Here is a 13,258-nt window from a genome sequence, read left to right on the forward strand (position 1 = left end):
CCTGCACCCTGCCGGTCTGCGCCAGCGCCTCGTCGACCATCTCGAACGGGACGATCCGGGTCAACTCACCGAGATGGCCGGGCGCGAACGCCCCCGCGGCAACCACAACCTCACGAGAGATGACAGACTGGGCACCCAACAAAGCTCCTACCGAACAGTGATCTTGGTCGACACGGTTCTAGCAGGAGCTCCGTCCCATTTCAGGCGACTTGACGCGGCCACCCACGGCTCTATCTACACGGCATTGCATCTAGTCCGGGCGAGTGAAGGCCGTCGGCGCACAGTAAAGTCCGGACACGAACGAACCGATTGTCCCAGTAGGCCCGCCGGATTGGGTTGCGGTCCCGGGCGGTGTGATCGAGCCGGGCTGCGCGGTATCGCACCGGGACCACCCCGTCCGCCGCGACTGGGGTGCGCTTCGCCAGGCCGGCGCGCTGCCCGCGTGGGATTCCCGGGATGTGCATGCCCGGGCCGGCGGCACGGACAGCCGTGCCGTGCCCGCCCCATGGCGAGCCCGTCTGGAAACAGCCGGGCCCCTCTTGGGACGTTGCCCCATCTCACCGTGCAGCACCTCACCCGACCTGCCGACAAGGAGCAGTCATGACCGAGATCAATCAGTCCCAGTCGAGCCGAGAGGCCGCGGAGATCGCCCTGTGGGCGACGCCCTCCCCCAGTCCGGACGTCTCCACGATCCCCGAACTCGTGACGCTCGGCGCCGCGAGCAACGACCAGGAAGTGGGCAACAAGGCGGTGGGAGACGGCAGCGCGCTGCCCGACCTGGGGCCCCTGTCGAGCTTCGACTCGTGGGAGACCGTCGCCTGCACCATCTGGAACAAGGTCGATGAACTCAGCGGCTTCAACCCGAAGAGCACGGACTTCGACCCGATCGCGTGGAGCGGCTTCCTCGAGAAGCTCTCCACGACTCCGCTCCTCCTGGGCTTCAGTAGCACCAATCGTACAGCGTCCATCTCCCCGCTCTCCCTGGAGAAGGCCGTCGAGACGGTGTCGGACCTGATCAAGAACATCATGACGCCGGCGAACTTCGAAGACGTCGTAACGACGATCAAGAAGGTCGCCCATCTGGCGGTCCAGAACCCCGGGAAGCCGACGAAGGACAGCAACATGCAGGTCGGGATCCTGTCGCACCATGCCGGCAAGCTCTACCTCGCAGTCATCCGGACCACGGTGGAGATGGAGTACAAGAAGGAAAAGAAGGGGTACGAGCCGCTGGCGCAGACCTTCTCGGTCTACCGCGGCTACGGCGAGCTCGACTTCGAGAAGTGCAAGCGCAGCGCCGGCACGCTGCTCGAGTGGAACCGCCAGGACGTGAAGGACTGGGAAGGCGGGGCGGCCGTCTTCCCGGTGCCGCCCAACGGGAGCCCCGCCTGGGGCAAGTAAGGAACTGGGCCGCGACCGCCTCGACGGGGCGGCCGCACCCGGACTCCGACTGGTCTGGGCAGGTGAAGACCGTCGACACACACTAAAGTCTGGGTACGAATCAACCGATGATTCGAGTGGATCCCGTCGTGTTGTCGGGTCATCGGATCAGAGGTGGTCCCGGTCGGAATGACCGAACCAGGCTGCGCGACATCGCAGCAGGACCTCTCTGCCCGGCGACCGGGGCGCGCTCAACCTCGGCACACGCATGCGCCACGCCGTCGGCACCCTGTTCACGCGGGATCTCGCAGACGCGAATGTCCGGGTCGGTGGCGCGGAAAGCTGTGTCGTGCCGTCTGATGACACCTCCGCCTGGGCCATCCGGGCCTCTGTTGGGACGTTGTCCCATCTCGCTGTGCAGCAATTCACCCGACCTGCAGACAAGGAGCAGTCATGACCGAGATCAGTCAGTCCCAGTTGCGCCGAGAGGCCGTGGAGATCGCCCTGTGGGCGACGCCCTCCCCCCGACCGGACATCTCCAAGATCCCCGAGCTCGCGCCGCGCGACGACACGAGCATCGACCAGGCCGTGGGCAACAACGCGGCAGGAGACGGCACCGTGCTGCCCGACCTGGGGCCCCTGTCGAGCTTCGGCTCGTGGGAGTCCGTCGCCAGCACCATCGTGCACAAGGCCGAGAGCCTCAGCGGCTTCAACCCGGGGGCCACCGATTTCGACATCGTCATCTGGAACGAGTACCTCAGGAAGTTCTCCACGATGCCGTTCCTCCTGGGCTTCAATACCACCAATCGCACAGCGTCCATCTCCTCGCTCTCCCTGGACAAGGGCGTCGACGCGGTGGAGGACCTGATCAAGAACATCATGACGCCGGCGAACTTCGAAGGCGTAGTGACGGCCATCAAGAAGATCGCCCAGCTGGCGCTCGAAAACAAGGGGAAGACGCAGAAGGAGAGCAACCAGCAGGCCGGGGTCCTGTCGCGCCATGAAAAGAGGCTCTACCTCGGAGCCGTCCGTACCGCAGTGGAGATGGAGTACAAGTCGGGCAAGGGGTACGAGCAGCTGACGCAGACCCTCACGGTCTACCGCGGCTACGGCGAGCTCGACTTCGACAAGTGCAAGCGCAGCGCCAACACACTGCTCGAGTGGGACCGCAGGAACGTGGACGAATGGGTGGACGATACGGCCAGTGCCCCGAAGAAGCCCAACGAGAGTCCCGCCTGGAACAAGTAAGCCGGTCCGAGGCCCTCCCGCCAACCCGCCGACTCCCGGGGCAGGTCCCATTGTTCTCCGAGTTCTCCGACGAAGCGCTGCCTCCCGAGGGAGCGACGGCCTCGACCTTCACTCACGTCCTCGCCGAGAACCTCGGCCACTCGGACGGTGGCTACACGTTCATCCAAGAGGACGGGCGCGAGCACTTCGTGAGCTGGTCCGAGCTGTCGCGGGAGGCTCTGCGCCGGGGGCGCCAACTGCGCGGGAGCGGCTGGCGCAAGGGAGAACGCATCGCGCTCGTCGTCCCCGAGCAGCAGGAGTTCGTCCTCACCTTCCTGGGCGCGGTCTCGGTGGGCGTCATCCCGGTGCCCATGTATCCACCCACGGGCCTCGGCACGTTCGAGGCGTACCGCGAGGACGCCACCGGCATCCTCCGCGCGGCGGGAGCCCGCGCGCTCTTGATGCCCCGGAGCCTGGCGGATCTTCTGGACCCGCTCCTCCGGGACGTCGAGGGCGTGCGGGGCCTCGTCGCAGAGGAGCTCTTCGCCGAGACGCTGGTGGGGAGCGTGCCCCAGCCCGAGGCGGTGGTCCCCGAGACGATCCTCCCCGAGGACGTGATGTTCTTGCAGTTCACCTCGGGGAGCACGGGGGCCCCCAAGGGAGTGCGGGTCACGCACGCCTGCGTGCTCGCCAACTGCGCGGCCATCGTCGACGCCCTTCGCCTCGACCGCGGGCGAGACCGGGGCGTGAGCTGGTTGCCCCTGTACCACGACATGGGGCTGGTCGGTTTCGTGCTGGCGTCGCTGATCGCGCGCTGCCCGGTGACCTTCCTTCCGACGCTGCGATTCGCGCTCTCACCGAGGCGCTGGCTGGACACGGTAAGCCGCCACCGCGCGACCGTGACCTTCGCGCCCAACTTCGGCCTGGAGCTGGCCGTCAAGCACACCCCGGTGGAGGAGCTCCAGCGGCTCGACCTGTCCTGCTTGCGGGTCGTGGGCTGCGGCGCCGAACCCAACCACCCGGAGACGCTGCGCTCCTTCGAGGCCTACTTCGCGGCGGCGGGGTTGCGACCGGGGTCAGTGGTGCCGTGTTACGGCATGGCGGAGGCGACGCTCGCGATCTCGTTCAGCGAGATCGGAGTTCCGTTCGCCCCGGATGTCATCCAGAAGGAGCCCTACCACGCGAGCGGCCTCGCGCGGCCCGTCTCACAGGCGGATGCCCCCGGGGCACAGCTGACGTTCGTACCCTGCGGACGCCCCGTCGAGGGGCACCGGATCCTCATCGTGGACGACGAGGGGAGTCCGCTCCCGGAGCGGCACATCGGCGAAGTGGTCTTCCAGGGGCCGAGCGTGGCCGCGGGCTACCACGGTGACGCGCAGGCGACCCGGCGGAGCTTCACGGCTCACGGCCTGCGGACGGGCGACTGCGGATACCTGGCGGAAGGCGTCCTCTACGTGACGAGCCGCAAGAAGGACCTGCTGATCATCAACGGGCGCAATCACGACCCCCAGACGGTGGAGTGGGCCGCGGCCGAGGTCCCCGGCCTGCGCAAGGGCAAGATCGTGGCCTTCACCCGGCCGGGCCGGGCCACCGAGGAGGTGGTGATCGTCGCCGAGCTCCGCGGGGAGGACGCCGCCACGGTGGCCCGGCGGGTCCGCGCCCACATCCAGACGGAGCTGTCCCTGCCCGTGGCGGAGGTCCTCCTGCTGCGGCCGGGGAAGCTGCCCAAGACCTCCAGCGGCAAGGTGAGGCGGAGCGAGGCACGCCGGCACTATCTCGCGGGCCGGTGGAGCGCTCTCCCGCACGAGCTGAACACCACCCGTACATCCTCAACGAGGAGCACCCATGAACACCCGTCTGACTCCCCAGGAACAAGAGCAGCTGCACTCCCTGATCCGCGAGAAGTTGGAGCTCAGCGACACGGAGTGTCCCGAGGAGATCAAGAGCACCACCAGGGTGAGAGAGCTGCCAGGGGTTGACTCCATGAAGATCCTGCGCCTGCTGGGCGCGGTCGAGCTGGACTTCCGGGTCAACCTGGGCTTCAAGGCCATCCCCCAGGCGGAGACGGTGCGGGACATCGAGCGGTTGATCTGCGAGTCGCGCGAGCAGTACGCCGCGCGCGCGTTCTGAGAGCCGGAGGGCGGCCGTGAGCACTTCGAAGCGCACGCGATTGCAGCGGGAACCCTTGGAGCTCGCCGTGTGGGTGAAGGGCCCGCCGGAGCTCGAACGGCCGGGCCCCGGCGGCGACGGCCTCTACGACGGCCGCCGGGACGCACGGGATACAGGGGTGGGCAACGCCTACGGCAGGGATGACAGCGGGCTGCCCGAACTGGGGCCGCTGGAGCCCTTCGCCTCCTGGCAGTCCGTGGCCGCCACCATCATGCGGCAGATCGAGCGCTCCGCCGGGTTCGACCCGTCATCCACGGCATTCGATGCCGTGGGGTGGGCCAATTACTCGTACCAGTTCGAAACGTTGCCGCTCCTCCAGTACGTCGTGCACGAGGGCCGCCATGCGTCCATCTCGTCCCTCTCCCTGGCGCCCGTCATCTCGACGGTGACCGGGATGATCGGAGATCTGGTGCCGCCGGACACGCTCGCCGGCATCATCAACTCCATCAAGAAGATCGCCGAGTTGGCGGTCATGAACAGGGGAGCACAGCAAAAGGACAACCATGCGCAGCAGGGGGTCCTGACCGTGAAGGACGGAGATCTGCGCCTCGGGCTGCTCCGGACCACGGTGCAGATGAAGTACGAGAAAGGCAAGGGGTACGAGCAGCTCAACCAGCAGATCAACATCGAGTGCCGCTATGGGCCCCTCGACTACGACAGGTGCATCCAGGAGGCCGGGACGCTGCTGGCATGGGACAGGACAGACGTGGATGAGTGGCTGGATCGCGCATCCAGCTGGGACTATCAGCCCAACACCAGCCCCGCCTGGAACAACTGAGCCAGAGCTCTGTCCGCGCCCGCTCTGACGCCGCTCCCGAATCGCGGGGCGCCGACCTGGACGCCCTCCGTGACCTCGCCGCAGCCCAGGGCTTCATCCTCCCAGCGCCGACGGCAGCACGTCCCGGCCGCCGAAACAGCCAGGTCCACCGGGGACGACTCCAGCCCGCCGTGACCGCGGGTGCCGCCGGCCCTCCGTACGCTTCCCGCGCCCGTGCCTCAAAGGCTCCTTAAGCGGCCCCTAACCGAGCTGGTCAACCCCCGGCAGGGCCGTCGACAGCGGCTAGCGTGAGCGGCACCCTCACCTGCCGGCTCCCTCCGAAGGGGTTCCCCCACCATGCCCGTGCGCAACCGCCGTCTCTCCACAGCAGCCCTCGTCCTCGCCACCGCCGGACTGACCGGTGTCCTCGGAGGCGGCACCGCCGCCGCGCACGGCTCGATGCAAAACCCGCTCAGCCGGGTCGAGGGCTGCTTCCTGGAAGGTGCCGAGAACCCGAAGTCGGCCGCCTGCAAGGCCGCCGTCGCGACCGGCGGCAAGGCCGCGCTGTACGACTGGATGAGCCTGCGGATCGGCGACGCGGCAGGCCGTCACCGTCAGCTGATCGCGGACGGCAAGCTGTGCAGCGCCGGCGACCCGGTCTACCAGGGCCTGGACCTGCCGCGCACCGACTGGCCCGCCACCAACCTGGTGTCCGGCACCGACTTCACCTTCCGCTACCGGGCCACCGCCCCGCACAAGGGCACCTTCCAGCTCTTCCTCACCAACGCGGGCTACGACCCGGCGAAGCCGCTGGCCTGGTCGAACCTGGAGGCGCAGCCCTTCCTCACGGTCACCGACCCCAAGCTGGTCGACGGCTCGTACATCCTGCCCGGCACGATCCCCGCCGGCCGCAGCGGCCGGCAGCTGATCTACGCGATCTGGCAGCGCTCGGACAGCCCGGAGGCGTTCTACTCCTGCTCGGACGTGGTCTTCGACGGCAGCGGCAACGCCCCCGGCATCGCGCCGGTGCCGACCGCGAACGGCACCAGCGGCGCCGACGCCCACCAGGGCGACCACGCCCACCCGGCCACCACCGCCCCTGCCCCGAAGACCTCGGCCCCGGCCGCCACCACCGCCCCGGCGGCTCCGACCACCCCGACCCCCGCCGCCACCGCCCCGGTGTCCGCGACCACGGCCGGTTCCACTCCCACCGCGGTGGCGGCCGCTGTGCCGCCCACCACCGCCGCCGACGGGTCCGCGCCGGTCGCCGCCCCGGAGAGGCTCGCCCAGACCGGCTCCGACCGTTCGGCCGGCATCCTCGCCTCGATCGGCTCCGCCTTCCTGCTGGCCGGCGCAGTCGTCGTCGTCATCCGTTCCAAGCGTCGCCCCGGGGGTGCCCACGCCGCCCGCTGACCGCCGCAGTGCCCGGCGCGCGGCGTGGGCGCCCCGGGGGCAGCCCTCGTGATTGAGCGGGGCGTACGAGCCACGTGTCGCGTCCCTCCTCGCGTGCCCCGTTCCGCGTCGGCCTGATCGGCTACGGCCTGGTCGGCTCCGCCTTCCACGCCCGCTGATCGCCACCACCCCAGGGCTGCGGCTGGACGCGGTGGTCACCGCCGACCCCGATCGTCGTGCCCAGCCGGCCCGGGAGCACCCCGATGCCCGCGCCCTGGACAGTTTCGAGCACCGCGCCGGGGTGCTCACCCTGTTCGGCCCCGTCGAGACCGTCTACGCCGAGATCGACGTCCGCCGGGACGGCGCCGTGGTGGACGACGACGAGTCCGACCTGCTGGGCGGGCCCGTGACCGGGACGGCGGCCGTCCCGGTCACGGCTGTGCGGCGGCCGGTCAGTAGAGCCCTTCCGGGGCGGTGTTGGTCACCTGCAGCGGCCGGACGTTGGCCACGCCGTCGCTGGGCCACAGCCCCGCGCAGTCGTAGCGCAGCGCCTGGTCGCGCTCCAGGATGTTCGGCAGGAGGAGGTCCTCGTGCAGCACGGTCAGCCGCACCTGCCCCGACGCCCCGTACACCACCGGGGCCGACCAGTCCTCCCGGTCCACCACCGCCATCGTCACCTGCGGGTAGTTCGGCACGTACGGCAGCAGGTCTCCCGTCTGCCGCGCGGCCAACCCGGCCGCGTTGCCGAAGGTGTTGCCGTAACTGATGCCGCAGATACCGCCGTTGAGCGCGGCCGTGAAGTCCTGGTGGGTGTCCGGCGAGATCTGGGTCCCGCTGAGCCGGACCCCGTCGAGCGCGGCGACCAGCTCGGGGTGGCGCTGCCGGAGCGCCTGGAAGACCGCCGGCGTGGTGGTGGCGTAGTGCACCCCGCCGCGCCCGAGGACGTCGGCGATCTGTTCCAGCAGGTGGGTGGTGTACTCGCGGGCGTCGGCCAGCCGGCCGCCCCGGATCAGCCGCTTCACCCAGCGCGGGTCCATGTCGATCGCATACACCCGGCCCGCGTACAGCTCGCTCGACTCCCAGACGCCGTTGCCGATCAGGTGGGGCCCGGTCGGGGTGGCCTGCAACCAGCTCCGGCCGGGCTCGAAGCCCTCGCTGACGAAGGACCAGCGCCGCCACGCCCCGCGGTGCAGCAGCATGTCCGGGGTGTAGAACACCCGGCACGGCGCGCCGGTGGTGCCGCCGGTGTCCCACACCCGCCCGGTCAGCGGGCGCGGCACCGCGAGCGGGACGAGGTCCGCCGGGTCACCGGACCGCAGGTCCTCCAACGGGAACGGGCCGAAGGCGGTGAGCTCCTCGTAGCGGGTGATGTCCAGGGGATCGAAGTCCAGCCCGGCCGCCCGGCGCAGCCAGTACGGACTGCCGGCCTCGGGGTCGAAGTGCCGCCGCAGGATGCGGCGGGTCCACTCGTCGAGGTCGGTGTCGAGCCACCCCTCGACCAGCGCGTCGCAGGCGGCACCCGGCCGCACCGCCCCCGCTCCGGTCACCGTGGCGGCCGCCGTGGCGGTCACCGCGCGGACCGCCCCTCGGTGATCTCGATGCCGAGCTCGTAGACGGTGGTCAGCACCTGCTCGACGTGCTCGGGCCGGTCCACGTGCACCACCGGGAACGGGAACCGCAGGATGCCGTCGGGGATGGACCCGCCCATCACCAGCCCGAGCCGCACCCCCTGCTCCTTCATGCCGGTGTACACGTCGACCACGCTGATCGGGTCGGTGGCGTTGCGGTGGAAGAGGTCACGGACGTCCTCGCCGGTGACGAGGAGCTTGCGGTCCAGGCACGACGCCAGCGGCAGCCCGGGGGCCTCGAAGGACATCGCGTCGATGTACGGGGCCATGAACGTGCGGAAGTACCCGCGCAGCGGCGAGTGCGCGGCGATCGGACGGTCCGGGAGCGGGGTGACCAGGCCGGGCGGCAACCCGGCGGCGAGCGCCTCCAGAGCCTCCCGATCCCCGGAGAGCATCATGATGGCCGCGGCGCCGTCCGCCGTCGGCCCGAAATCCCCCGACAGGTGGACGCCGGGCCGGTCCCCGGTCAGCGCGGTGATCTCGGTGCCGGCCGGGACGAAGGCCAGCGCCATGCCCTGGACAGGCGCGTCGGCGGGCGGCGGGGTGACGGCGCGGGAGTGCGCCAGCATCTCGATCAGCGCGCGCCGCTCCAGTGCCCCGGACAGCGCGCTCGCCGTCATCGCGCCCAGGCTCAGGCCGCCGAGCACCGCCGGGTGCAGGTCGTGCTCGGCGAGGATGTCGTGGACGGCCAGCGCCAGCGCGGCCTCCCGGATGCTGCCGACGCTCTGGCGCTCCTCGACCTCCTTGGGCAGTTCCTCGTCGAGCAGTTGGCCCGTGGTCAGCCCGCTCCATTCGGCTATGCGGGCATAGAGGTCCCGCATCACGGGATATGCCTGATACAGCTCGATGCCGTGCGGCTCGGTTCCGACACCGCCGCCGAAAAGATATCCCAGTGCCATGTGCGACTCCTTCGGGAATTCCTTGAAAATGAAAGGGGAAGGGTGTCGGCGTGGAGCGCGAGTCCCACCGGAGGGCGGCCGACCGACCGCTCAACTGCCGCTCCAGCACCGTAGCAGGGGCGGCCCGGAGAAAAAACCGGAAACAGTCGAAACCGGCTTCCGGAAGTGCCCCGGGCGCCCCGAACGAGCAGTGTCGCGGTTCCCGCTATTGAAATGATATTTGCGGCTGGCAGCATATGCCCCGAGCATTCAGCAATTCCCGTTCCGGTCGGCTCCCTCATCGGATCCCGGTCGAAATCGCCGGGGCGGGAATGCGGAGGAGGCGGTCCGGGCTACCGGTGCGCCGCCGCCGGCCGGCCCCTCGGAGGGGGAGACACCGCCGGGTCGCTCCCGTGCGCCAGGGAAGTTCCGGGCGCTCGTCACGTCGGCCGTCCGTAGGGCCGACAGCCCTCCGGGGCCCGGTGGCCGCCCCGGGACCTCCGCTCCCGGCAGGGCCCCTCCCGGGCTCCGCACGGAACCAGCTCGTACCGCTCCGCCGGGTGAACTCCCCGGCGGAGCGCCCACGTCCGACCGTCCGGCCCGTCGCGAAGGAGTGCAGCACGATGACTCACGGATCCGACACCGGTGTGCCCTTCCTGTATCCACTGTCCGGTGACACCGCGGGCCAACTGGCCGCCCGGGCAGGGCTGCTGCACGGCACACTGGCCGGCCGGCCGGAGCTCGGCGCCGCCGACGTGGCGGCCACCCTCGCCGGCCGGCCGGCCACCGGGCGGCACCGGGCCGCGCTCGCGGCGACCGACCGGGACGGCCTGCTGGCGCAACTCACCGCGCTGGCCGCGGGAACGGCGGGCACAGCTGGGACGGGGCCGGCCGGACCGGGCGCGGACGGAGCACCGGTGTCGCTGACCGGGACCGCCGGGGACGGCACCGTGGCCTTCGTCTTCCCCGGCCAGGGGTCCCAGTGGCCCGGCATGGCCGTGGAACTGCTGGACCTGGCACCGGCCTTCGCAGCCCGGCTCGACGACTGCGCGCAGGCGCTGGAGCCGTTCACCGGCTGGGCGGTGCAGGACGTGCTGCGCGGCACGGCGGGCGCACCCGCGCTGGAGGGCGCCGCGGTGGTGCAGCCGGCCCTGTTCGCCGTGACGCTCGCGCTGGTCGCGCTCTGGGAGAGCCACGGGGTGCGGCCCGCCGCCGTGCTGGGGCACAGCATGGGCGAGATCAGCTCCGCCGTGGTCAGTGGAGCACTCGACCTGGAGGACGCGGCCCGGGTGGTCGCGCACTGGAGCCGCTTGCAGGCCACGCTGACCGGACGCGGCGAGATGGTCTCCGTGATGGCCCCCGCCGACCGGGTCCGCCCGCTGCTGGAGCGCTGGCGCGGACGGCTGGCGGTGGCCGCGATCAACGGCCCCGGCTCGGTGGTCGTCTCGGGTGACGCCGACGCCGCCGCCGACCTCGTCGCCCGCTCCGGCGAACTCGGCCTGCACGCGCGGCTGGTCGCGGTCGGGCTGGCCGCGCACTCCGCGCACATCGACTCGATCCTGCCCGAGCTGCGCGCCGCGCTCGCCCCGCTGCGGCCCCGGCCCGCACGGCTGCCGTTCTACTCGGGCCTGACCGGCGGGCGGCTGGCCGACCCGGTGCTGGACGCCGACCACTGGTGCCGCAACCTGCGCGGCACCGTGCGGTTCGCGGAGGCCGCCACGGCGCTGCTGGCCGACGGCCACCGGTTGCTGCTGGAGGTCAGCCCGCACCCGGTGCTGACCTCGGCGCTCCAGGAGACCGCCCTCGCCGCCGGTCTGGACGCCCGGGTGCGCGGCTCGCTGCGGCGCGGCCAGGGCGGGCCGCTGCGGGTGCGGACGGCCCTCGGTGAACTGTTCGTGGACGGGTACGCCCCGGACCTCGCCGCGCTCGCGGCCGAGGCGGGCGGGCGGGCCGTCGAGCCGTGCTGGGAGGCCGACGAGGCGTGGCGGTCCGCCGGCCCGGCGGCCGACGGGCAGCCGGAACCGGCCGCGGACGGTGGCGACGGCTCCGTCGGGCTGGCGCGCCGGCTCGCCGGGCTGGCCGAGGACCGGCAGCGCGCGCTGCTGCTCGACCTGGTCGGCGGGGCGGTCAACGAGGCGCTGGGGCGCGGCGGGCCGGTGCCCGCCGACCACAGCTTCGTGGAGCTCGGGCTCGACTCGGTCAGCGCGCTGGCCACCCGCAACCGGATCGGCGCGGTGACGGGGCTGAACCTCCCCGCCACCCTGGTCTTCGACCGGCCGACCCCGCGCGCGGTCGCGGAGTTCCTGCGGGCCGAGCTGACCGGGTCCGGGCCCGCCGACGACGCCTGGTCGGCGGCTGCGCCCGTACCCGCCGACCGGGACGACCCGGTGGTGATCGTCGCGATGGGCTGCCGCTACCCGGGCGGGGTGGACTCGCCCGAGCGGCTGTGGGAGCTCGTGGCGGCGGGCGGCGACGCGGTCGGGGAGTTCCCGACCGGACGCGGCTGGGACCTCGCCGCCGGCTACGCGGCCGAGGGCCGCGAGCCGGGCCGCTACTACCAGCGCGAGGCCGGGTTCCTGGCCGAGGCCGACCTCTTCGACGCCGGGTTCTTCGGGATCTCGCCGCGCGAGGCGGAGGCGATGGACCCGCAGCAGCGGCTGCTCCTGGAGACGTCCTGGGAGGCGTTCGAGCGGGCCGGAATCGAGCCCGGATCGCTGCGCGGCAGCCGAACGGGGGTCTTCGTCGGCGCGATGGCGATGGACTACGGCCCGGGCCTCACCTCCGGCTCGGAGCTCTCCGGCCACCTGCTGACGGGCACCGCCGGCAGTGTGGCGTCGGGCCGCGTGGCGTACGTCTTCGGCCTGGAGGGCCCCGCCGTCACGGTGGACACCGCCTGCTCCTCCTCGCTGGTCGCCTTCCACCTGGCCGCCCGGTCCCTGCGGCACGGGGAGTGCGACCTGGCGCTGGCGGGCGGCGTGACCGTGATGAGCACGCCGGGCATGTTCATGGAGTTCAGCCGGCAGGGCGGACTCGCGCCGGACGGGCGGTGCAAGGCCTTCGCAGCCGCCGCCGACGGTTTCGGCCTGGCCGAGGGCGCAGGCGTGCTGGTGCTGGAACGCCTCTCCGACGCCCGCCGCAACGGCCACCCGGTGCTGGCGGTATTGCGCGGCTCGGCGGTCAACCAGGACGGCGCGAGCAACGGCCTGACCGCCCCCAACGGCCCCTCCCAGCAGCGGGTCATCCAGGCCGCGCTGGCAGACGCCGGCCTGACCGGCGCCGAGGTCGACGCGGTCGAGGCGCACGGCACCGGCACCACGCTCGGCGACCCCATCGAGGCCGGGGCCCTGCTCGCCACCTACGGCCGGCAGCGGCCCGCCGAACAGCCTCTGCTCCTGGGGTCGTTGAAGTCCAACATCGGACACACCCAGGCCGCGGCGGGTGTGGCCGGCGTCATGAAGATGGTGCTGGCGATGCGGCACGGCGTGCTGCCCAGGACCCTGCACGTGGACAGTCCGTCGCCGCATATCGACTGGTCGGCGGGGGCGGTGGAGCTGCTGACGCAGGCCCGTGCCTGGGAGACCGAGGACGGGCGGCCGCGCCGGGCCGGTGTCTCCTCCTTCGGCGTGAGCGGCACCAACGCCCACGTCGTCCTCGAACAGGCCCACGAGAACGAGCCTGCGGAACCGGAGCCCACGGAACCGGAGCACGACGCGGACCCGGTCGTCCCCTGGCTGCTGTCCGCCCGCTCCCCCGAAGCCCTGCGCGACCAGGCCGCACAACTACTGACCCTCGACGGGCACCCCACCGACATCGCCCACTCACTCGCCACC

At 71.6% G+C, this 13,258-nt stretch carries 10 protein-coding genes; 7 read left to right on the plus strand and 3 right to left on the minus strand.

Annotation, left to right across the window (positions count from 1 at the left end):
- Nucleotides 1-600: 600 nt before the first annotated feature.
- The 6 genes from PUR61_RS10165 (at nucleotide 601) to PUR61_RS10190 (ending at nucleotide 6,943) form a co-directional block, all read left to right on the plus strand.
- A complete protein-coding gene (locus PUR61_RS10165) occupies nucleotides 601-1,398 on the plus strand; it encodes a hypothetical protein (RefSeq protein WP_329877981.1) in 798 nt (265 codons plus the stop codon).
- 432 nt (nucleotides 1,399-1,830) lie between these two features.
- Nucleotides 1,831-2,625 carry a hypothetical protein gene (locus PUR61_RS10170; protein ID WP_329877983.1) on the plus strand — a complete coding sequence of 265 codons (795 nt, stop codon included), beginning with the start codon at nucleotides 1,831-1,833 and terminating at the stop codon, nucleotides 2,623-2,625.
- A 50-nt stretch (nucleotides 2,626-2,675) separates the two neighbouring features.
- A complete protein-coding gene (locus PUR61_RS10175; RefSeq protein WP_329877985.1) occupies nucleotides 2,676-4,583 on the plus strand; it encodes a fatty acyl-AMP ligase in 1,908 nt (635 codons plus the stop codon).
- 4 nt (nucleotides 4,584-4,587) lie between these two features.
- Entirely contained in the window at nucleotides 4,588-4,734 is a 147-nt protein-coding gene (locus PUR61_RS10180) for a hypothetical protein (RefSeq protein ID WP_329877987.1), read from the plus strand.
- A 16-nt stretch (nucleotides 4,735-4,750) separates the two neighbouring features.
- Nucleotides 4,751-5,551 (plus strand): hypothetical protein, encoded by an 801-nt coding sequence (locus PUR61_RS10185; RefSeq protein WP_329877989.1) that lies wholly within the window; start codon nucleotides 4,751-4,753, stop codon nucleotides 5,549-5,551.
- A 336-nt stretch (nucleotides 5,552-5,887) separates the two neighbouring features.
- On the plus strand, nucleotides 5,888-6,943 hold the full coding sequence (locus tag PUR61_RS10190) for a lytic polysaccharide monooxygenase auxiliary activity family 9 protein (protein WP_329877991.1): 1,056 nt from the start codon (nucleotides 5,888-5,890) through the stop codon (nucleotides 6,941-6,943).
- A 121-nt stretch (nucleotides 6,944-7,064) separates the two neighbouring features.
- On the opposite strand, the gene PUR61_RS10195 is transcribed toward PUR61_RS10190, so the two are convergent.
- The 3 genes from PUR61_RS10195 to PUR61_RS10205 form a co-directional block, all read right to left on the minus strand.
- Nucleotides 7,065-7,214 (minus strand): hypothetical protein, encoded by a 150-nt coding sequence (locus PUR61_RS10195; protein WP_329877993.1) that lies wholly within the window; start codon nucleotides 7,212-7,214, stop codon nucleotides 7,065-7,067.
- 160 nt (nucleotides 7,215-7,374) lie between these two features.
- Nucleotides 7,375-8,469: an arylcarboxylate reductase gene (locus tag PUR61_RS10200; RefSeq protein ID WP_329877999.1), complete on the minus strand. Its 1,095-nt coding sequence runs from the start codon at nucleotides 8,467-8,469 to the stop codon at nucleotides 7,375-7,377.
- A gap of 20 nt (nucleotides 8,470-8,489) precedes the next feature.
- Nucleotides 8,490-9,449 (minus strand): ACP S-malonyltransferase, encoded by a 960-nt coding sequence (locus PUR61_RS10205; RefSeq protein ID WP_329877995.1) that lies wholly within the window; start codon nucleotides 9,447-9,449, stop codon nucleotides 8,490-8,492.
- A 602-nt stretch (nucleotides 9,450-10,051) separates the two neighbouring features.
- Between PUR61_RS10205 and PUR61_RS10210 the strand changes: the two genes are divergently transcribed.
- Nucleotides 10,052-13,258: beta-ketoacyl synthase N-terminal-like domain-containing protein (locus tag PUR61_RS10210; protein WP_329877997.1), on the plus strand; the 3,207-nt coding region annotated here is incomplete at its 3' end.

Origin of the sequence: Streptomyces sp. BE20, from assembly GCF_036322525.1 — a bacterium.
Taxonomy (GTDB): Bacteria; Actinomycetota; Actinomycetes; order Streptomycetales; family Streptomycetaceae; genus Kitasatospora.

Coding starts and splice junctions, on each gene's coding strand:
- PUR61_RS10165 (WP_329877981.1), top strand. CDS start 601: ATGACCGAGATCAATCAGTCCCAGTCGAGCCGAGAGGCCGCGGAGATC.
- PUR61_RS10205 (WP_329877995.1), bottom strand. CDS start 9,449: ATGGCACTGGGATATCTTTTCGGCGGCGGTGTCGGAACCGAGCCGCAC.
- PUR61_RS10170 (WP_329877983.1), top strand. CDS start 1,831: ATGACCGAGATCAGTCAGTCCCAGTTGCGCCGAGAGGCCGTGGAGATC.
- PUR61_RS10180 (WP_329877987.1), top strand. CDS start 4,588: ATGAAGATCCTGCGCCTGCTGGGCGCGGTCGAGCTGGACTTCCGGGTC.
- PUR61_RS10190 (WP_329877991.1), top strand. CDS start 5,888: ATGCCCGTGCGCAACCGCCGTCTCTCCACAGCAGCCCTCGTCCTCGCC.